This window comes from Bacillus sp. ISL-57, from assembly GCF_018613135.1.
Lineage (GTDB): Bacteria > Bacillota > Bacilli > Bacillales > DSM-1321 > Peribacillus > Peribacillus frigoritolerans.
Genome location: NZ_JAGGQV010000011.1, coordinates 29,260 through 49,985, shown reverse-complemented (window position 1 = coordinate 49,985; position 20,726 = coordinate 29,260). Strand labels below are relative to the sequence as shown.

At 36.7% G+C, this 20,726-nt stretch carries 17 protein-coding genes and 5 pseudogenes; 2 read left to right on the top strand and 20 right to left on the bottom strand.

All coding sequences use genetic code 11. The features are described 5' to 3' along the window. Positions 1-790 precede the first annotated feature (790 nt). Positions 791-2,047 (bottom strand): MFS transporter, encoded by a 1,257-nt coding sequence (locus J7I90_RS16470; RefSeq protein ID WP_396020441.1) that lies wholly within the window; start codon positions 2,045-2,047, stop codon positions 791-793. Between the two features lie 411 nt (positions 2,048-2,458). On the opposite strand from J7I90_RS16470, the pseudogene J7I90_RS16465 reads away from it, so the two are divergent. After that, positions 2,459-2,581 (top strand): annotated as a pseudogene (locus tag J7I90_RS16465) (IS3 family transposase); the annotation flags it as partial. A gap of 144 nt (positions 2,582-2,725) precedes the next feature. On the opposite strand, the gene J7I90_RS16460 reads toward J7I90_RS16465, so the two are convergent. The 6 genes and pseudogenes from J7I90_RS16460 to J7I90_RS16440 form a co-directional block, all read right to left on the bottom strand. Then, positions 2,726-3,160, bottom strand: coding sequence for a universal stress protein (locus J7I90_RS16460; protein WP_214772913.1), 435 nt, complete (start codon positions 3,158-3,160; stop codon positions 2,726-2,728). A 33-nt stretch (positions 3,161-3,193) separates the two neighbouring features. Then, on the bottom strand, positions 3,194-4,435 hold the full coding sequence (locus tag J7I90_RS16455; protein ID WP_214772912.1) for a CynX/NimT family MFS transporter: 1,242 nt from the start codon (positions 4,433-4,435) through the stop codon (positions 3,194-3,196). Positions 4,436-4,711: 276 nt separating this feature from the next. Then, a pseudogene (locus tag J7I90_RS27455) lies at positions 4,712-4,891 on the bottom strand (cupin domain-containing protein); the annotation flags it as partial. Between the two features lie 22 nt (positions 4,892-4,913). Beyond that, a pseudogene (locus J7I90_RS27450) lies at positions 4,914-5,147 on the bottom strand (helix-turn-helix domain-containing protein); the annotation flags it as partial. Positions 5,148-5,652: 505 nt separating this feature from the next. Beyond that, positions 5,653-5,973 (bottom strand): hypothetical protein, encoded by a 321-nt coding sequence (locus J7I90_RS27440; RefSeq protein ID WP_251025334.1) that lies wholly within the window; start codon positions 5,971-5,973, stop codon positions 5,653-5,655. Between the two features lie 634 nt (positions 5,974-6,607). After that, positions 6,608-7,162 (bottom strand): helix-turn-helix domain-containing protein, encoded by a 555-nt coding sequence (locus J7I90_RS16440; RefSeq protein ID WP_214772911.1) that lies wholly within the window; start codon positions 7,160-7,162, stop codon positions 6,608-6,610. A 577-nt stretch (positions 7,163-7,739) separates the two neighbouring features. On the opposite strand from J7I90_RS16440, the pseudogene J7I90_RS16435 reads away from it, so the two are divergent. Next, positions 7,740-8,000 (top strand): annotated as a pseudogene (locus tag J7I90_RS16435) (DDE-type integrase/transposase/recombinase); the annotation flags it as partial. Here the strand turns inward: J7I90_RS16435 and J7I90_RS27435 are convergent. From J7I90_RS27435 to J7I90_RS16370, 13 genes and pseudogenes are all read right to left on the bottom strand, one after another. Continuing rightward, positions 7,939-8,151: pseudogene (locus tag J7I90_RS27435) on the bottom strand (Tn3 family transposase); the annotation flags it as partial. The pseudogenes J7I90_RS16435 and J7I90_RS27435 overlap by 62 nt on opposite strands. A 275-nt stretch (positions 8,152-8,426) precedes the next feature. Continuing rightward, complete coding sequence (locus J7I90_RS16425) at positions 8,427-9,032, bottom strand: TetR/AcrR family transcriptional regulator (RefSeq protein WP_251025332.1); 606 nt, start codon at positions 9,030-9,032, stop codon at positions 8,427-8,429. Between the two features lie 188 nt (positions 9,033-9,220). Then, complete coding sequence (locus J7I90_RS16420) at positions 9,221-10,576, bottom strand: MFS transporter (RefSeq protein WP_251025331.1); 1,356 nt, start codon at positions 10,574-10,576, stop codon at positions 9,221-9,223. Between the two features lie 181 nt (positions 10,577-10,757). Further along, complete coding sequence (locus J7I90_RS16415) at positions 10,758-13,121, bottom strand: xanthine dehydrogenase family protein molybdopterin-binding subunit (RefSeq protein ID WP_214772909.1); 2,364 nt, start codon at positions 13,119-13,121, stop codon at positions 10,758-10,760. Between the two features lie 19 nt (positions 13,122-13,140). Continuing rightward, positions 13,141-13,659 carry a (2Fe-2S)-binding protein gene (locus tag J7I90_RS16410; protein ID WP_214772908.1) on the bottom strand — a complete coding sequence of 173 codons (519 nt, stop codon included), beginning with the start codon at positions 13,657-13,659 and terminating at the stop codon, positions 13,141-13,143. Continuing rightward, positions 13,656-14,537: an FAD binding domain-containing protein gene (locus tag J7I90_RS16405; RefSeq protein ID WP_214772907.1), complete on the bottom strand. Its 882-nt coding sequence runs from the start codon at positions 14,535-14,537 to the stop codon at positions 13,656-13,658. The genes J7I90_RS16410 and J7I90_RS16405 overlap by 4 nt, the downstream gene beginning before the upstream one ends. A 32-nt stretch (positions 14,538-14,569) precedes the next feature. Then, positions 14,570-15,022 carry an SRPBCC family protein gene (locus J7I90_RS16400; RefSeq protein ID WP_214772906.1) on the bottom strand — a complete coding sequence of 151 codons (453 nt, stop codon included), beginning with the start codon at positions 15,020-15,022 and terminating at the stop codon, positions 14,570-14,572. Between the two features lie 152 nt (positions 15,023-15,174). After that, positions 15,175-15,546, bottom strand: a complete 372-nt coding sequence (locus J7I90_RS16395; RefSeq protein ID WP_214772905.1) for a DsrE family protein — start codon at positions 15,544-15,546, stop codon at positions 15,175-15,177. A gap of 228 nt (positions 15,547-15,774) precedes the next feature. After that, positions 15,775-17,058 (bottom strand): MFS transporter, encoded by a 1,284-nt coding sequence (locus J7I90_RS16390; protein ID WP_251025330.1) that lies wholly within the window; start codon positions 17,056-17,058, stop codon positions 15,775-15,777. A 232-nt stretch (positions 17,059-17,290) separates the two neighbouring features. After that, a complete protein-coding gene (locus J7I90_RS16385) occupies positions 17,291-18,058 on the bottom strand; it encodes a maleate cis-trans isomerase family protein (RefSeq protein WP_214772904.1) in 768 nt (255 codons plus the stop codon). Further along, positions 18,031-19,170 (bottom strand): zinc-dependent alcohol dehydrogenase, encoded by a 1,140-nt coding sequence (locus tag J7I90_RS16380; protein ID WP_214772903.1) that lies wholly within the window; start codon positions 19,168-19,170, stop codon positions 18,031-18,033. The genes J7I90_RS16385 and J7I90_RS16380 overlap by 28 nt, the downstream gene beginning before the upstream one ends. A gap of 15 nt (positions 19,171-19,185) precedes the next feature. Next, positions 19,186-19,989 (bottom strand): DUF3891 family protein, encoded by an 804-nt coding sequence (locus tag J7I90_RS16375; RefSeq protein ID WP_214772902.1) that lies wholly within the window; start codon positions 19,987-19,989, stop codon positions 19,186-19,188. 29 nt (positions 19,990-20,018) lie between these two features. Then, positions 20,019-20,723 carry an isochorismatase family protein gene (locus tag J7I90_RS16370; RefSeq protein ID WP_214772901.1) on the bottom strand — a complete coding sequence of 235 codons (705 nt, stop codon included), beginning with the start codon at positions 20,721-20,723 and terminating at the stop codon, positions 20,019-20,021. Positions 20,724-20,726: the final 3 nt, after the last annotated feature.

The following is a 20,726-nucleotide window of genomic DNA, read 5'->3' as shown; positions in this document are numbered from 1 at the left end:
TCATCAAGTTAAAGAAATCATCATTTTCTTCAACCCCTACAACAAACTGTTAAGCATCACCTTCTTCTAAAGGTTATAAATGCTACAAGCCTGTAGACAAATAAAAATATAGGTATTTTTTTATATTCTAACGAGGTTTATTATAAAATAACATGATTATATCTTTTGATAGCATTTTTAGGCTATCCATCAAAGAAATCCCTGAATTTTTAGTGAAGGTCAAAGATAATTTATGTTAAAACAATGCTTCTTTACACAACAGTCATTAGGATTAATTTTCTTATTTATCGAAGCATGAAATCTACTTGAGGTCTAAGACCCCCCTTAAATAAAAAAGGATCAGGAAATTTAGCAGCATTCCCTGATCCTTTTTTGAATTCCTTATCCTGTTAAATAAGTTAGGAAATAAATTTTTTATTAAGTTCTGTTTGCATATTATGTTGTGTGTTTTTAATTCATTTGTTAATCGGAAAAACTCCAATTTATTTCAGTTTTTCCTTACAGACGTTATTTTGTTCTATATAATGACTATTCTTGCAGTAAAAGGTTATGAATGCTAAGAAATAACTCCGTAAACTACACTTTTATAAATGAGTTATTTTGGCACCAGAACCGTCAAGAGTACACGTTGTTTATATGTCTTCAATGTAAAACCCTTATCAAATTAGGATTCTTTACCCCTAAAGTATAGATTTCACGAAAAGGTGGATTAAGGGTCTCCGAAAAGCAAATACCGTTAAATAGAGAATGGGCACTTCCCTATGCAAGGAAAGCGTCCGATTATCTGTTTTTATTTCACAAGCTGTTTATCAGGTTTAATAAAGAACCATATGACAGCAGCAAACAAGACGGGCACAGAATTTATCATTAAGGCTATATTCCAACCCATTTGTTGTGCAGTCCAGCCACATATAATTGGAGAGAGTACGGCTCCTATGTTTCCCCAAAAATTCATCCAACCACTCACTGAACCCGCAAACTGCTTACCTAAATCGTTTGCGACTGCCCATGATTGTACTACGGGAAGACCAAGTGAGCCAAGAGCTATTGTTAACCAAAGTACATTTAAAAATGGATTATTAGTAAGTGACGCTAAATTAATCGTTATAATAAAAATAATTAAACCTGTTATTGCTAATCCACCTCGAGCTACCATAAGGCTTTTCCCTTTTTGTATAAGATAATCTGAAATTACACCACCTGCTAGCATCAATAAACAGATTGCAAGAAATGGAAAGCTTGCTGCTACCCCCATTTTTGTTAGAGAAAAGTGACGAGCTTCAATTAGGTATGTTGGTAACCAAGTGATGAATAATGTGGTCATATACACAACAATAAAATACTGTAATCCGACTGCCCAAAATTGGGTATTGCCTAAAAAATCTTTCCAAGGGGTCCTCTTATGATCGGCATTAGAAATATCACGATTTGTAAGAATAAGATTTTTCTCATATTCAGAAACCCAAGAATGCATTTCTGGCTTATCGCGACTCACGATATACCAGAATATGCTAATTACGATACCCGGGATGGCAAATAAATAAAAAACACTTCGCCATCCGAATGCTGCTACAAGTGCAACTAAGATCCCTGGCGCAATAACTGGGCCAAAGAACTGCCCTACTAGTAATAAACTAACTGCACGACCTTTTTCCTGTTTTTGAAACCAAAATGAATTAAAAACCGCGTTAGCTGGGGCCAAGGGAGCTTCTCCAACTCCAAAAAGGAATCTAACCAAACTAAGGAATATATATGAAGAGAATGCAGCTGTCAGCGCTGTAAATATTGACCACCAAATCATAGCAAAAGTTATAATTCGTCGTACACCAAATTTTTCAGAAATGATTCCACTTGGAATTTGAAAAAGTGCATAACCAAGAAAAAAGGATGAGGCTAAAAAACCGAATTGGACCTTATTCATATTTAATTCTTTCATCATTGGTACAGCTACAACAGACATGTTCGCCCGATCCATATAGGAAACCAGACCTATAAAAATAAAGATAATTCCAAGCCACCAGCGCATTCCAATTTTTCTCTTATGAATCAGTGTTTTTATATTCGTTTCTAGTGGATTTTCATGTTCCGAATTCGACACTTTTCTTCCCCCTATCGCCATTCGGTGAATGACCCTACTTTCACAGAAAGAGCAAACTCATTTTTTAGGATTAATTCCTCACACATGTTGTACCTCCTTATGGTAGATCGTTAGTCAGTTTGTTAGTTAGTACAAACTAACAACAATCTAATGCTAATATACAGGAAAGACAGTTGTCAATAAAATTATGAATCTTCAATATCCTATTATCCCTTGATAACCGATTCTGGTGCAAAAACTTTAAGAAACTTGCAAGTAATCTCTCAAACTTGGACATACTTATTCTAGTACTCTAAAAAAGGACGTGTTCGGTATAGAAAAGGATCGATTGCTGCGAGAACATGTTTTTGAGGCTTTTGATATGCAGAACTTAAAAAGGAAATAAGAAGTTATATGACGTATTATAATAGGTTTAGATACCAATGGAATTTAAAGAAGATGACCCCTGTAGAATACAGAAATCATCTTCTTTGTGTGGCCTAACCTTTTTTAACGTCCTTTACAAAGGGTACAGTTTAGATTACCTGGCTAACCTTATATTACGATTAGGCACTTTAAAGGGGGAGTAGTTCCCAAAAACTATTATAGGGGGCCCCCCTAGACAGAAAATATTTAATCATGTTCTCATCAATGAACAATTAAGACAGGACATTTTGATAACTGAGCGACCTTATGGCTGACACTACCAAGCATTAATTCCTTCATTCCACTAAGTCCACGTCTGCCAATGATAATAAGTTCCTGTTCATGTTCTTTGGCATATTCTAAAATTTGATGAGCAGGGTCTCCTTTAAGATGGATTGTTTCTATGGACATTCCCCCAGCAGATATTAGTTTGGTTTTGGCCCTTTCCAGTATTCGTATACTCGACTTTTCCAATTCATTTAATACTTCCTCCAGATAATCTTCTGGTACATATGTTAAACCCGTTGTTACATTTTCCTTACTAACATTCACTAGTGTTACATGAGATTTCCCATTATTGGCAATACTCAACGTTGCCTCCAATACTTTGCTATTCATATCGGATTCGTCTATAGCGACAAGAATTTTATTAAACATATTCATTATCCTTTCATTCCAAAATTATATGTTTTACTGTTGGGCAGAACCTATATATCGATCTCTGGCCGCACCAAGACCAAATATAAAGAGTAGAACCGATGCGCCAACTAATATTAAAAGTGGAATCGTCCAGCTATTGGTTGCATCATGTATAAACCCAAATAGGGTTGGGCCAACAGCCGCAAGCAGGTATCCAATCGATTGGGCCATACCGGATAATTCCGCGGCCTGTTGCGCATTCTCTGTACGTAAGCCGAAAAACATCATGGATAGGCTGAATGCGAAGCCTCCTCCTATGCCTAGAGCGATGATCCACAAAACGATTAAATTCGAACTACCATATAGTAACCCAAACGTCCCGATTAAAAGTAAAATCGCTGTAATGGTCACTAACGAACGTTGACCGGACATGCGCCCTGCGATGACTGGGACAATGAAGGTAAATGGGAGCAAAGCCAATAGCATAACGGAAAGCATCAAGCCAGACTGACTTGAATTCAATCCCTGCTGCTTAAGAATTTCTGGCAGCCAGGCAACAAGTACATAAAAGATCATGGATTGCAGTCCCATAAACAGGGTTACTTGCCACGCTAGTGCCGAACCCCACAAATTCACATGACTGTCAGCCGTTTTATTATGAACGGTATCCCTTTTCACGTTACGATGTTTCATCTGTGGTAACCAAAATAAAATAGATATAAAGCTTAAAATCCCCCAAATTCCCATTGCACCTTTCCAGCCAAATCCTAATCCGATTGCGATAGGAACACTAACACCAGAAGCTATTGCTCCAAATAAATTCATAGAAATGGAATACACGCCAGTCATTAAGCCAATGCGTTCAGGAAATTCACGTTTGATCAGGCCAGGTAACAATACATTACCGACGGAGATAGCCAAACCAAGAAGAGCAGTACCTATATATAAAGCAGCAATCCCTGATAGGGAACGTATAACAATGCCGACAGTCAAAAAGACGATGGAACCAAAAATAATTCGTTCTACCCCCAATTTTTGTCCTAACTTGGGTACAATAGGTGAAAAAAGCGCAAAGGCTAATAATGGCAGCGTGGTAACCATACCCGCCAATGTATTTGAAATACTCATATCATCCTTAATAAGACCAACTATTGGCCCTACCGAGGTCAAAGGGGCCCGTAAGTTAGCAGCAATAAATACAATACCAACAATCATTATCCAAACTGCAGATTTGCCAACAGTTGAAATGGCACCTTTATTCTCCTTTTTAATTACTTGATCCATTGAACCCATCCTATTTCCTCCTAGCTTTTTGAAAAACTCATGTTTTGTAGTTTGTTCATTATGATTTACTTTAAAGATTAATGATATACGAAAGAACAATATTCGTAACTGAACATATTTGTATATTATAATATACCTTTTCTACAACAAATAACACTATAATATATTTATTTAGATTTGTCTACCCTTGAATATAGAACTATTTTAAACAAATTAAAGGAATGCCCCGGTCCACTAATGGATTGAAGCATTCCTTGTATTAGGATAAGCTAGGAGAAAAGAAATTCAGATTCCGTATTTCAATATGATATGGAGAACAACAACATCGTTGGTATGATTGGCAAATGAATGTGTGCCATTTGTAGAACTAATTGAATCATATTGATTTAGGGTATATGATTCATTATTAACGTTAATTGTAATGGTTCCAGACATGACAGTTATAAGTTCCGTTGTATTATGATGATGTTTTTCTGGATGGTAGGAGCTATTTGCTGTAAATAAGCAAGGTACTTTTCGATATTATATTTGCATTTTGGAAAATCGGTTCAATTGCCCAGTTATTTCCGTCCCCAACAATTCGTAGTCCTTCCCCGGCTCGAGACAGATTCACATTGCTTTCGGTTGAGAATAAAGCCATGAGTGGTATGGATAAATTTTTTGAAATTTTCCATAACATCTCTATTGTTGGATTTGTTTCTCCGCGTTCTATATTTCCTAGCGTTAGCTTACTTACACCCGATAATTCTGATAGTTCTTCAAGACTTAAATACTTTTTTTTAGTACTCCCCCAACTTGTAAAACAACTTGTTTTGGATCATCAGTTTCTAAATTCATTTTAAACCAACCTTTGCAATATCATTTGAAAATGTAAAGTGATAAAATCGTGATACTAAACAAACACCCAATTATGTATTAAAATATATAATAAAATATACTTCTTTTGTGTAGGATTCCATCTTAATTATCATCTACTTTTGAGGCTCTTTAAAAATCGTGCCCAATTCAGGAATAGGAATTACGCTATTTCCGTATTTAAGGGCTCTTTTGATCCAAATGCATATTTTCTTGAGGATATGTAAAAGCTATCTTGTTCTAAATTAATGTCGCTAAATCCTTTAAGGTCAATATCTACGACGAAGTTGTACCCATCTTCTATGTACTGCCTTGCTTGTTCTAAGGCTTGATGTGCACTTTTGTTCCGTCTAAATCCGTAACTATATTGACTAAATTGTGGTTCGTAAATAGGTGTCAACATCTGTACAACGGCTTGTTGAAGAACCTATCGTCACAGTTGGTATTCCAAGGTTTCGAAACCCTCCGTTTGGCTTAGGTATTTGAACCCTTCTTACTGGTTTAGGTTTGTATTTACCTTTTTTAATCAGTTGGATAATCTCTTCACCATTTTCCTTAAAATATAGGCGAGTAGCTTCTATATCTTTCGCATCGACTCCTGCTACTCCTTTATTTCTTCTAACCCTTTCAAAAGCTTGGTTTAGATTATTACTTTCCAATATTTTTTTAATTAATGTTTTAGTAAATTTCATATTGTCCTTATGATGTTGAGGTTGTACAAGAGTAACTCCACTCTATTAAAGATGCTCCTATTTATCGAATATTCACTCTTTAGCAGTCCTCAATTGGCTGTGTCCTTGCTATCTTGTAAATGACTCTAACATAGTCGCTTCTTTCGTACAGTTACTTATCACTAGGTAGGTTCTCTAACGAGGTACTAAGAGATCACCCAGGGTATGTTCATCCACTTTCTCCACATATCTGCCACATTTATTCCTACCTCATCCGGGGATATTTAGGACTTTACCTTGTTCTGCAGGTTCGTCCTGAAAGTAAGAACCTCAAATGTGATTCGTGTACCTCAGACCGTGGATTTGTCTAGGGCTTCAGATTCCACGTCACATGGACACCCTTGACTTCGACTAATGGTTCGCATATCCCAACGCCCAGCTTCTGTATTTGTTCCTTTATATCGATAGCGTTTTACTACTTCACTAGGATAGGCTGGTTCTATTGGTTCCAGTTCATTTCCGTCTGCAACTGGTCATATTATTCACGTTTTGTGACGACATGGATTGTGGCGGTACTAACTTTGAACACTTTACTGGAAGTGAGTACATGCAATTTAGGCAGATAAATCTCAAATGAAGAAGTTTTACTTTTGGTTTAAGGAGTTTTATAGGCTAAAGCTAGCATTAGATATACTTTTTCGTTAGAGCGGTTAATGTACGTATGAAATTCTTCTCCTTTAAATTTAATAGCATCCCATTTGTTTAATTGATGGGTTTTCCCTCCTACTCTTATCTCCAATTGGCCATTTAATACAAGGACGATTTCTTCGGAACCAGCTAAATGAAGCTCACTGTACTCACTATTTGGTTCGATGCATGCTCTATACCATTCTGTGCCAAAAGCTTTAAATAATGGTTCGATAAACCAATCATCATTATGCCCTACGAAATGGTAATTAGATACAAATCGGTGTACTTTAATATCTTCTTCGAATGTTAATAAAGATACTAGGGGAATATTTAATCCTCTACATATTTTCCAAAGGATATTAACTGTCGGATTTGTTTCCCCTCTTTCAATTTTTCCTAACGTTAATTTACTAACATTACTTAAACTCGCCAACTCTTCAAGACTAATCCTTTTGTTTCTGCGAATTTCTCTTAGATTAAGCCCTACATGACTAGATAAGTCAATATTTTCCTCTTTCACATTTTCACACCTTTCAAATTGACTATGCTCGATAATTATATTATGATGTACAAATAGTTCAACTATAATTAACAATTAAACAAAAAGTTAACTATAGTATACCAAAAATTCATCAAGATTTACTATGTAGTTTGGAATTTTTTTTGTTTATTATATCCATGAACTTATGAGCTTCTATCACATCGACCTCACCAGTTCTAAAAAATATTCAGGCGGATTAAGAGATGTCTAGCGTTGCGATTAGTTTACTTACTGCCCTCCCTATTTTTTGTATAGATATTTTTTGCTTACTTGTAGAAAACTAAGGGAACAATGGGGAGTCGAATTGACGATTGCGTTATCGTTTTTTTTAATTGGTGTGGGTACTGCTTCTACCGAATCCATATTAAAGCGATTTTCAAGGGATACAAAACACTTTTCGATTATCTATATGACACCATGAGTAAATGGCGAATGGTATCTCCCTTTTTTGTACACAGATGACATCGTTAAGCATAACATCCTTGACCTGAGGCATAACATCACATCCATTTTATATGATACTTTGCGGTCTAGAGCAGCTACCCTGTCACTAAGCCCTATAGCAATTGAAGAGATGAAGAAAGAGAAAAAGAAAAAGATGCCCGTAGGCATCCAAATAAGACAGGTAAAATATCTTAATAACATCGTGGAACAAGACCATCGTTTTATTAAAAAGAGTGTTCGTGCGATGTTAGGATTGAAATCTTTTCGAACAGCCAATAATATTTTGAGTGGAATAGAAGCGATGCGTATGATCAAAAAGAAGCAAGTTCACCAAAGGATGAAGTCTGCCCAAAATCAAAAAGAATTAGATTAGCTTCATAAGCTAGCAATTTAAAGGAAATTGACACAGTTGCATACTTAATGATTTGTCCATACTGTTGTCGAATAAGATCCCAGTTAATCGGTCTACTTAAAACCGGTTGGAAGTGAGGATAGTCCTCATTCATACCTGCTTCTGGACGATATGGCCCAACTTTATACTTAGAGTAAAAACCTGATACCCATTTAAGGTAAGATCATTTCAATCGGGCTTTCGCATTTGTTGTATTCACTTTGTTTAGGTGCTCTAGGAACAAGAAATGGATCAGGATCGAGATACATCACAAGTAAGATATATAAACAATTACTCCAGCCGCCATTATCAATCGTTTAACATCCTACTAAAATTCTTCCGGCCAAAAGCTTTCAAGTATTCCCCCAATTATATTTTTACGTTAGTTTGCAATAACTCACAATTAAGTTATAAATTACTAACCTTTACTTTCAGTGCACTTATAAATAACTGAACTACAGTTTTAATAAATTTATCAGCATCTATTGAAGTTATTTGATGTCCATCTACAAAATTACGTGAAACAAACTCTCCATACATCATATATAAATAAACCATCGCCAAACTTTCAACATTGACTTCGAATTGTATCTTTCCTTTTTGTTGCATTTCTAAAAAATACCTAATTAGATGCTCCTTTAATTGACGTGGATGTTTATTAATTTGATTAAACAATCCTTCTATTGAATTCCCTTCTTTAAATGCGATAAGAATAATTTTTTGATTTTTCTTCATTAATTTATAATAAGATTCGCTTATCATCAACAAATCTTTTTCTAAATTCCAAACAATATTTTTTTCAAAAAGTTCTTGCATCGAAGCTGAATAATAGAATCGGTCAATAGCCGCATCTAAAACGCTTTGTTTTGTGCCGAAATGACGATATAATGTCATTTCACTAACAGACGCTTCTTTTGCAATTTCTTTTGTCGAAACTGCTTTATAACCCTTTTCAGCTATTAAATTAATTGCTGCATATAAGAGCCGATCACTAGTATCTAACTTATCAACCAAAATTACCACCTCAATACTAATAGCTTAATCTAATAATATTTTAAGCGCATATTGATTGTCAATAGAAGAGGCACAATATATAATAGAGTGAATATTGTGAATTCTAGCAACAAATGGTGATCTTTATTGAGAGCGGTAAGATTATGCCAAAAATAAATATGGTGTCCCTACGGACAATTAGTGACTACTTATAAAGTCACTGTTTTGTTTTGTGATAACTTTTCATTTGATTCCACCATTTTCCCTTTCGTTTCTGGGATTATCAAACTTCCTATTAAATAAAGTATAAACACCCCAGTAAAAAAGTAGCCCAAAACAACAGGAATGCTTTGCGGAGTTTCACTTGCTAAAGAAACGAAAGTCGGCATTGTTCCTCCTATTGCGAAACCAAGATTCCATGATAACCCCGTACCGGTTGAGCGAATAGCAGTAGGGAACCTTTCATTTAAAAAAATAAGTGTTGGAGCATATGTTATCTGTGCTAAAAAAACTATAATAGATGCATATATTATAATCGAGGTTCCATCAGTAGCTTGTCCCAACTGCTTAAAAAGTAGTGGGAGCCCCAATAAACAAATAACACCAGAAATTAAAAATGTCTTTTTTCTCCCAATTACATCACTTATATACCCTCCAAATGCAGTTGATATTATCATTATAATGCTAGTGATGATTAAAGTAGTAGATACAATGTTAGATGATGTTTCATTAACCACTTTGAGAAATGTTGGAAGATATCCTGCTGTAAGATAATACGCTGTTCCTCCACCAATTGTTAATAATAAATTTACAATTAGTGTAAATAAATATTGTCGGCTAAAAAGTGTCCGTATGGGCGTTTTTTGGGGTTTATTTACTTTACTATTTTCTTTTTGAGCATGAACCCATGCCGGTGACTCTTCAAGTGATCTAAATATAAATATACCAAAAATAGAACTAATAATCCCAGTAAAGAACATAACTCTCCAGCCCCATACCTCGAATTCAGGCCCTGGAAAAAGTGATGTAACAGCAAGAAATACTATAGAAGCCATTAAAGCACCTAATCCCGCTCCACCGCCTCCTATTAACCCAGACATTAATCCACGGTATTTAGGAGAAACAGTCTCAGTTCCAATAGTATGTGTAGATGCTACAACGCCTCCTACGAACACCCCTTGAATTAATCGTAAAATGATAAATAACACCGTAGCTGCTATTCCAATTTTACCGTATGTCGGTAATGTTCCAAAAAGTGCCGTAGCAACACCTACACCAACAACCGCAATGATCATTGCTCGCTTTCTTCCATATCGATCCGCATAAGAGCCGAATAAAGCTGATCCAACTGGCCGCATTAATAATGTTACCGCAAAAGAAGCATATGTTGCTGCAAGTTGTAACATCGGGTCACTTGTTGGAAAGAATAATTTTCCGATTGTAGGTGCAACAAATAATAGTATAAAAAGATCAAACAAATCAAACGCCCAACCTACTATTGATGCACTAATAGCTGTGATCATTTGTTTTCTACTTACTACATTAAGATTATTAGATTGATTCAACCGCAACACCCCTATTCATTTAATTAATTATTTAAGCCCTTTCAAAAGAATTAAATAATCTACTAACTAAGAAAAAATTTCAAGCTATAATATTTAATACTTTAGGGACAGATGGAATCTCAGTTTGTATTGAGGGAGATTCCATCTGATTCCCTGAATTTTTATCTTATCTTTAATGAGTTCATTGTTGTCGTTGAAATTCTGCTTCCTTTATTAAATGAAAAATTCGACTTGGGCTTAATGGCAAATCGGTAATTTCAATTTTTAATGGATGTAAGGCATCTCTTACAGCATTAGCAATTGCTGCTGGCGGAGAAATGGTTCCTGCTTCCCCTACACCTTTGATACCCATCGGATTTCTAGTCGATAAAGATGTTACCTCACCCATGACAACATCAGGTATTTCTATGGATGTAGGAACTAAATAATCCATATATGTACCAGTCATTAGTTGTCCGATATCATCATAGACAATTTCCTCATAAAGAGCCGCGCCTATTCCTTGTGCGACGCCTCCTTGAACTTGTCCAGCCACAATCATTGGGTTTAACATTCTTCCACAATCATCTACAACGATATATTTTAGGATTGTTACATATCCTGTTTCTTTGTCAACCTCGACTATTGCAATATGAAACCCAGAAGAATACGTAACCGTTTCAGGTGAAAAATAATGTGAAGTTTCTAAGTTCGGCTCCATGTCTTCCGGAAGTTTACAGTTTTGCCCAGGTCTTGATGCTTGAATGATATCGTTAAGCGAGACGATTTTATCTGGTGTTATCGGATTGAATATTTTCCCATTTTTTAATATTAATTGTTCAGTATTTTCCCCTAATAAAACACTTGCAATTTCAATGATTTTTCCACGTAACTTTTTTGAAGCTATGTGAACGGCATTTCCAGCTGTTACTGCACTGCGGCTTGCAAAAGTTCCTATACCGAAGGGAACGACATCTGTATCGCCCGCCCTAACGGTAACATCATCAGGGCTCACCATTAATTCATCCGCACATATTTGAGAGAATGTTGTTTCATGGCTTTGTCCGTGTGGAGTTGATCCTACACTCACAATAAACTTTCCTGTTTCATCTAAACGAACAATTGCCCCTTCATATGGCCCAATCCCAGTTCCCTCTACATACGAGGATATTCCAATTCCAACGTACTTTCCCTGACTTTTTAGTTCTTTTTGGTTACTGCGGAAAGCTTCATAATCTGCTAATTTAAGAGCTTTCTTAAAACTGGCTGGATAATCTCCGCTATCATAGATGACTTTGAAACCATCCCGATAGTACATTCCTTGATCGTAGGGCATATCCTCATGCTTGATCATGTTTTTCAGCATAATATCAATCGGATCCACATCTAATTGTTCAGCAATCATATCAATCACACGATCCATTACATAAACAGCTTCAGGACGCCCAGCTCCGCGATATGCAATATTTGGTGCTTTGTTTGTCAACACACAGTACCCTTTAATGTCAAAATGATCAATTTTATATAGCCCTCTCATATGTGCAGCAGTATTATAGGAAACAGTTAACAATAAGGGATTATATGCCCCGTTATCAACAACAAATTCATCTTGTATTCCTAAGATTGTACCATCGTTTTCATAAGCAACTTTAACTTTATGAATTTGATCCCGGGCATGTCTGGTACTCATCATATGCTCTAATCGATCTTCAATCCATCGAACAGGTCTTTCTAAAACCTTCGCTAAATATGGAATTAAAATTTCTTCAGGATATACTGCACATTTTGCCCCAAATCCCCCACCCATATCAGGAGCAATCACTCTTATTTTGTTTTCATCCAGGCTTAATAGCTTGGATAAGTTCGTCCGCACCATATAATTGACTTGGGTAGATGACCAAACTTCCAATCTATCTAATCTTGTGTCATACTCCGCGACAACCCCACGTGTTTCCATCGGACTAGCAGTTACCCGAGGGGTTTTGATTTTCGTTTCTAAAACATGGTCCGCTTTAATAAATACATCTTTGGTGTTACCAATAGATAAATCAAATTGTGCTTGAATATTATTACCTAAATGGGGATGGATAGTTGGCGCACCGTCATCCATTCCCTCATAAGGGTCTGTTACAGGCTTTAAAGCTTCATATTCAATTTTTACTAATGCGGCTGCATCTTCAGCAATATATCTATCTTCAGCAACAATGATTGCAACTGGTTGCCCCACATACACTACATGATTTTTCGCAAGCAAATCTTCAGGGCAAGGTTTTATCACAGGTTTTATAGAATCTAATAAATTTTTTGGTAAAGAAAACTCTGAAAGTGAAGGAAGAGGTTTTACCTTCCCTTCTATATCGCTTGCGATAATAACGGCTTGAACTCCAGGCAATTTTTCAGCAGCCGTTTTATCAATATTTTTAATAAGTGCAAGTGCATACGTGCTCCTAATCACTACTGCTTCTACCATATCGGTTAGCTTAATATCAGCGACAAATTGACTTTTACCTGTAAGTAATCGATAATCTTCTTTTCGCTTATAACTTTGTCCAACATACTTTGTCATCACCTCACATCCTTTCGTGTCATGACTTTACAGCTATTTTCTTTGGCCCTTCGTCATTTTGTTCTAACACTTTTTCTGTTGTATACTGCTTGACTGCCTTAATAATATTGGTATATCCGGTACATCTACATAGATTCCCAGAAATCATTTCTCTTATTTCATTTTCGTCCTGAGACGGATTTTTATCCAAATCACATACTAGAGACATGAGAAATCCAGGTGTACAAAAACCACATTGGAGTGCATGGTTATCTGAAAATGCCTGTTGCAGTGGATGAAGCTTACCATCTTTCGCCATTAGCGATTCAACAGTTTCAATTTCAGCCTTATCTGCCTGGACCGCAAAGACTAAGCATGAACGAACCGGCCTATTATCCATTTTTACTGTGCAAGCCCCACAAACACCATGTTCACACCCTAGATGAGTGCCTGTTAATCTTAATTCTTCACGCAAAAAGTCGGCTAGTAACAGACGCGATTCAACTTCTTTAATTACTTTTTTTCCATTGACCGTTAATTCAATCTTTTCTAGGGTCATGCCATCATCCCCTTTGGAACTCTTTTTATTGCTGTCTGTAATGCTCTCTTTGTTAATACTGAAGCTAAATGAATCCGATATTCCGCCGAGGAGTGAAGATCACCTTCAGGATCCAAATAGTCTTTAATAGAACTAACAGCTTCCTCAATCACATGTTCTGTTGGTTCTTTCCCAATAAGAAAGTCCTCAATGTCCTCTAAGACAATTGGGGTTGGTCCCGCACCTCCAACAGCTAATTGAACGGAAGAAAAGTTACCTTGTTCATCAATTCCAACTACTGAAGCCACCTCGACAAGAGCAAAGTCACCATGTCTTCTAGTCATTTCTATGAAAGCGGTACCATGATTTTCGTTTATTATAGGAAACCTTATCTCCTTCACTAATTCGGTCGGTTCCAACGATGTTAGAAGATATGTGAGGAAGAATTCATCTGTTGGCACTGTTCTTTCTCCATCTGGACCAATAATCACGATTTCTCCGCGGAGCGCACTTAAGATGCATGGTAACTCAGCGGATGGATCGGCATGAGCAATGCTTCCTCCTATTGTTCCGCGGCTCCGAATTTGTGGATGGCCTACATTTTTCATGCCCTCCGTTAGCAGTGGGCAATATTTTCTAACTAATTCGGATTCTTCTACCTCGTAGTGTCTTGTTAATGCGCCAATCTTAATAACTGAACTATCTTTTTTTATATAATTTAATTCTTTTATTCGACTTACATCAATTAAATACTTCGGTGTTGATAACCGCATATTTAGTACAGGAATTAAACTTTGTCCTCCGGATATAATCTTTGCATCTTCCCCATAATCCGCTAAATATTGAACCGCATCTTCAATTGTCGCCGGTCGTAAAAATTCAAATTTTGCTGGTTTCATTTTTAAACCTCCCCTGTAAGTCAGGTAGGAAATTAGTTATTCACTGTTTTTTTTCCTGACTTTTTCTCAATATCCTTAAAGAACTTCCCTGCCATGAATTTAGCAATACCAACTAAAACACGACTTCCAACACTTGCAATCATACCTCCGACTTCAGCATTGCAATCCCAATCAAGAACGCAGCCTTTTTCAGTAGGATTGAGCTTGCAGTCCATTTTTGCTTTTACATGCCCTGGTGAACCACTTCCCTCGGCATTAAACACATAATAACGATCCTTTTCGATATCCTCTAACTTTACTTTCCCTACATATTCACCCTTAACCGCTGCAACCCCTAGCTTCATAACTACTTCGTATTCATTTTCACCAATAAGCTCTAATTTTTGGCAACCTGGGATCACCTCTTTTAAAACTTCCGGATTATGTAGCGCATTCCAAATAACTTCTACCGGCTGTTTAAATTCTGTCTTCCCCTTTAATTCCATGATATATTTTCCTCCCTATTTTAAAAGTCTAAATGGATGATTGATTGTTCTAAGACTACTTGATATCTATCTAGTAAACACCTACTTTAAAATCTTATTAGCACTAACTAACGTAATAATAAATTAACGTTCCTTTATAATCGAAGAATCGATTATCCATAGGTAATAACACGATCATTTTCAACTGTCATTTTCACAAGTACATTCGGCATTCCTAATTCGACTTGTTTCCCTTCTAAATCTGCTTCTACTATACCTCTTGCTCCACAGGAAACCTTCGATAATACAATCTTTCCTCCGCCCTCAATGATTTTCTCCACTGAATCTTTTAACCTAACAGCTGTTTCGCCGACTCCAAGTGTTTTATTTAAATTATCATCACGAATTAGTTCTACAGCAGCCCCCGCTAAAAACATTGAAACCTGATGGCCTTCCTCTATAGCTGTATTTGCAATAAGAAAGGCTCTATCTGCTTGTGTAGGCGATGTAGGCCCATGAGTTAAATGCACAAGTATTTTTGCCATTATTATACTCTCCCTTATATCTATTTTAGCCTATAAGACTATTTAACCAAAACGAACTGAATAGTCTTAAAAATCAATTCACTAATATAATCAAATATATTAGTGGATACTAACTAACATACATTTTAAAAATCCACTTAAACATTGTAGTTACAGGTTAAATATATAGTAGATTAAAGATTTTGAATTTTCAAGTCATTTTTCATCTAAATAATATTTCTCTAAGGTCTATTCCAAATCCATTTCATCAATGAGACCTTCTGGCTCTTTTAAGAAAAAAAGTACAATTAAGCTAGATATAGCAAAGAATCCTCCTGTTAACATAAGCGCTGCACTGAGCCCTTTTTCCATTGCTATATAGCCAATAATAAAAGGAGCAAATGCACTGATCCCCCTCGATACATTATATATAACACCCTGGGCAGTGGCCCTGATTTCCGTTGGATACAAGGAAGAAAAAGTCGGAGCAAATCCACTATGATATCCCGTCCCAAAGAAAGCAACGATCATTCCAAAAAAAAGTAAAGTCAGCTCGTTTTTTATTAATAAATATAGTGGTACAGATACCGCTGACATAGAGAAAAAGATAATAAAGGTAGATTTCTTACCAATTTTACTTGCAATGAATCCAAATAAAATATACCCCAACCATGCACCTATCTGCGAAACTATAACCCATGCCGATGTTTTTATAACATCAAGTCCTGGGCCACCCTCTTCTATTGGAGTAGACAAATAAGTAGGTAGCCATGTAAACAACCCCCAGTAACCTAACATGGCAAACATTGTAAATGATATACAAACCAGTGTGACTGAACCATAGTTTCCAATTATTAACCTTGTCGTTTCTTTTGCTGAAAGGCGACGTGATTGGTTTTGCCACATTTGAGATTCTGGTGTATGTTTGCGTACCCATAACGTCAGAAGAGCTGGAAGAACTCCCACAAAAAAGACACCATTCCACCCAAAAATCGGAATAACAATTGCGGAAATCAAAGCTGCCAGCGCGTAACCAACCGCAAATCCACTTTGTACAAAAGCCATTACCACAGACCGATGTTTGGCAGGCCAAGTTTCAATTACTAGGGCTGCACCCGCAGACCATTCCCCACCCATACCAAATCCAACAAGCATCCGAAATACCATTAACTGAGTTGCTGTCTCTGAGAAACCACACAATACAGTCGCTCCTGAATATATTAGGATGCTCCAAATCATTGATTTTTTTCTTCCCCATTTATCAGCTACAAATCCAAAAACTATTCCTCCTAAGGCTGATGCGATAAGAGTTGCTGAGGCAACTATTCCAGCAACAGATTGAGTCATCTGAAGATCCTTCATTATATACACAATCACCATGGAATACAGCATCAGATCCATTACATCAAGCGTCCAGCCAAAGAAGGCCGCCCAAAAAGTATGCCATTGTGATTTAGTAGCCCCTCTGTACCAAGGTAATGTTTTTTTACTAGTAGGATGCTCAACTTTAATGACTGGCTCATGCTTACTCAAATAAATTCTCCTTTTTATATAATTACCATAAGATTAGTGATTGATATTTAATTGTGGATTAGGGAAAGGGTTTTAAGGTATTAAAGCAATTTCAAATACCAAAGTAAGTAATAACTTTAAATAAGACTATCCTAACAATAGAACCAGGCCCCTCCACAAATTTTTATTAGAATAATACAATTATTAAAAAAAGGTGGGGGAGCAAGGCACTTACCGAATAGCCTAATAAAAATTATGATAATACAGATTTTTCTTCAGCTAATAACCACCCAGCATTTGGAACAGCTGGTGTTAGACCAAGATTTTTTAGGATTTGGTAGACCGTGGCCGTTGCAGCAGATAAAACTGGAAGACCAATTTCGTCCTCTACAATTTGGATGGCAGGAAGTGATGGCATTTGTACACATGCAGACAAGACAACTGCATCCGCACCGTTCGTATTTAAATTTCTTGCATGATTCACTAGATTCATTGGATCCAATCTACCTACCTCTAGGTTATCGGATACTTCAAGACTAATAGAGTCAATGACTTCAATCCCACTCGTATTTAAATATTCAATCACCATGTTCGTTAGAGGCTTCATATATGGCGTAATGATTGAAACCTTCTTAGCACCAATTTCTTTAATTCCTTCGATAAGTGCACCTGCACTGCTAACGACTGGGGCATTATCTTTATTTCCTTTTACTACTTTACATAAACGATCTTCAGAGGATGCATGATAGCCAGGGCCCTGTGACATGATGGCAATTAAACATGCATAGGCTAACACATCACATTTTGCATCAGAGAGTTCTAAGGCACAGCGATCACTATCAAGATCCATCTTTTTTAATTCCTCTTTCGTGACATGCATCATCCTCATTCTGCTAGAATGAAAGGTAAAGGATTCCTCCGTAAACAATTCCTTTCGGTTATTTAGCATGGCAGGAATTTCAGTTTCCATTGTAGTGTTAGAACTGGGTACAATTAAACCGACTCGATAGTTTTTTGACATGTTTTTTCCCCTTCCTTATTTGCTTCTGGATTTAATACTGCTACATGTATACAGCCATCTAAACCTTTCGCGTGTGTATTGACAGCTTTAAATGCTTCAGAAACGTTAAATTCATGTGTAATCATTTTTTCTAACGGATAACGGCCAGATTCAATGATTTTTAAGGCAACCCCTACTGCTTTTTTCGGACGGCCTAGTACTCCTTTAATAGTTAAAAGTTTCCATGTTATTTTACTTGACATAACTTCGTTGGTAAGAAAATGATCTGTACCAGAATGAACAATGGTCCCATGGTATCCAGCAAGATCTAAACATACCTTAAATTGAATTGGTGTAGTTGCTGCATTGATGACAGTGTTAGCCATTTTACCATTCGTTATTTTCGAGACTTCTTTTTCAAGATCTTGTTTATCAGCATAGAGGACATGTGTTGCACCAAACTCTTTGGCAATTTCAAGTCGATGTGAATCTTTTTCAAGCCCTGTTACGATAATGGTTCCTGCACCTGCTTCTTTAGCCCCAATTACTGCTCCAAGTCCCATTGGGCCTGGACCCTGAATTACGACTGTATCACCAACCGTAGTATTACCTACTTGTTGAACCCAATGAATACCATTAGAAATTGGAATAAATAAAGTTAATAGATCTGCAGGTACTTTTTTGCTTACCTTATGAATAATGGAATGGGGATGCAAATACATATATTCTGCGAAGCCACCCCAGAGTGCCGTTTTCTCATTATGGATGCTCATCGCTCCATACCTTAAGTCAAAGCAAAGATGATAATTTCCAGTTAAACAAGGATCACAGTGCCCGCATGGGATATACTCCTCAACAATAACTCGGTCTCCCTTTTGTACATTCCATCGTTTTTCTGCTTCTAGCCCAATTTCATCGATGTAGCCCACAATTTCATGACCAATCACACAAGGGAGATTAAAGACAGCATTCCCTCCATGTAAATAACCTTCACTATCAAGCCCACATACTCCACAAGACTCTACAAGTAAAAGACCATCGTTATCTCCCGTCTCTGGAATTTGAAATTCCATAATTTCCATTTGTTCTTTTCCTGTTAAAACAGCTGCTTTTGCATATTTTGGTCTTGTCATATCATACCCTCCAATCTATTTTTTTCTAACTTTCCACGACATAACTTCATATGGGGCATTTTCTATTTCTTGGAGCAAGTCAGCGTGACTCTCATATTTTCTATCAGGGATTTTTCGCACTCTTACTGATGTTTCAAACTCTTCTTTAAACGGAAACGGCTCAACTACAACCGAACCATCACCTGGGAGTTGAACTGAAATATGAATGCCTTCACCATTTTGATTTTTACGAACCGGCCCAAGAATTGCTTTCGCTTTATCGTGATGAGTATTTAGCGAGACAAGCTGTGACATTCGATCCATCAATTGTAAGAACTCATAATCCATCCATAATTTATCTTCAAACACACTGCGCTTTTCGTTAAATTGCCAGTATTTCATTTTGACGTTGATCCATTCCTTTTGTGTTTCAATAACCACATTTTGCATGAATTCCTTTAAGTCTTCAGGAATTTTATAAGTAAATGTTGGATCGTAACCAAATCTGCTTGTATATAAACCAATCCAATGCATACCGACTAACATTCCGGCATAAGGATCCTCTTCTAACACTTTTTTATAACCATTTGAATAAAAGCTGACATGCTGCCTCACATTAATATTGATAAAATTAATAGGTCTTCCCGTTTCTTGATCAAATAAAACTTCTTTATCCGGTTTAACCCACCCAATATCATGCTTCTCAACAGCTGTTATTAACGAAGGAGAGGGTGCCTCAAATTCATCATTTCCCCAATAGGCTGCGACTTCCCCGGCTTGTATTGCATGATGGTATTGGTCTATTAACCAAATCTCGTTACCATGTTTTGAAACAAACATACGCTTCCCCCTAAAATTAATATTTGGAATTATGCATGTTGCACTTTTTTCTTCAGTTCCGTAATAACTTCATGTGTGGACAGTACATCTGCGTATTTTTGCTGCATATCAAAAAGATTCATTGCATGGGTTGTTATTCCACGGTCAAATACACATTCTTCAGGAACGACAACGTTTAAATTGTAAGAAAACGCATCAACAACTGATGCCCGAACGCAACCGCTTGTTGTTGTACCAGTAACAATTAGCGTATCAATATTATGATCCACTAAGTACGAAATGAATGGTGTTCCGAAAAAGGCACTTGGCTTCTTCTTTGAGATAACAAATTCTCCCGGAATTGGTTTTAGTGGTTCAACAATTTGGGTACCTTTCCCACCTTCAATTAATGTTGGGTGTCCAAAAACATTCCCTTTTATGGCTGTTTTTTCATTAGAATTATGTTTATGCCCCTCAATAATAGTATAAAAGATTGGTAAATTAACTTCTCTGCAGACATTCAATAGATTCTTAATATGAGGAATCGACTTCCAAGCATCTGCCCCGCAGCTAGTCGGATATTTCTTAATCGACTGCTCGATATCCTCTGCTTCTTCTCCGGTAAAACCATACGTAACATCAATAATAACTAGCGCTGGATTCTTACCAAGTCCATTTACCTTCCCTAACCCTGCACCTGAATAAATTTTTTGGTCCCTTTCATCTAAATATTGCTCCCATATTCTTTTCTCCAATTT

What these genes read in the sequence shown, in the direction of transcription:
- J7I90_RS16460 (WP_214772913.1), bottom strand. Translation starts at nt 3,160, where the DNA reads ATGTTTAATAAAATTCTTGTCGCTATAGACGAATCCGATATGAATAGC.
- J7I90_RS16455 (WP_214772912.1), bottom strand. Translation starts at nt 4,435, where the DNA reads ATGGGTTCAATGGATCAAGTAATTAAAAAGGAGAATAAAGGTGCCATT.
- J7I90_RS16400 (WP_214772906.1), bottom strand. Translation starts at nt 15,022, where the DNA reads ATGGAATTAAAGGGGAAGACAGAATTTAAACAGCCGGTAGAAGTTATT.
- J7I90_RS16395 (WP_214772905.1), bottom strand. Translation starts at nt 15,546, where the DNA reads ATGGCAAAAATACTTGTGCATTTAACTCATGGGCCTACATCGCCTACA.
- J7I90_RS27440 (WP_251025334.1), bottom strand. Translation starts at nt 5,973, where the DNA reads ATGAAATTTACTAAAACATTAATTAAAAAAATATTGGAAAGTAATAAT.
- J7I90_RS16375 (WP_214772902.1), bottom strand. Translation starts at nt 19,989, where the DNA reads ATGTTTGTTTCAAAACATGGTAACGAGATTTGGTTAATAGACCAATAC.
- J7I90_RS16415 (WP_214772909.1), bottom strand. Translation starts at nt 13,121, where the DNA reads ATGACAAAGTATGTTGGACAAAGTTATAAGCGAAAAGAAGATTATCGA.
- J7I90_RS16405 (WP_214772907.1), bottom strand. Translation starts at nt 14,537, where the DNA reads ATGAAACCAGCAAAATTTGAATTTTTACGACCGGCGACAATTGAAGAT.
- J7I90_RS16410 (WP_214772908.1), bottom strand. Translation starts at nt 13,659, where the DNA reads ATGACCCTAGAAAAGATTGAATTAACGGTCAATGGAAAAAAAGTAATT.
- J7I90_RS16380 (WP_214772903.1), bottom strand. Translation starts at nt 19,170, where the DNA reads ATGACAAGACCAAAATATGCAAAAGCAGCTGTTTTAACAGGAAAAGAA.
- J7I90_RS16385 (WP_214772904.1), bottom strand. Translation starts at nt 18,058, where the DNA reads ATGTCAAAAAACTATCGAGTCGGTTTAATTGTACCCAGTTCTAACACT.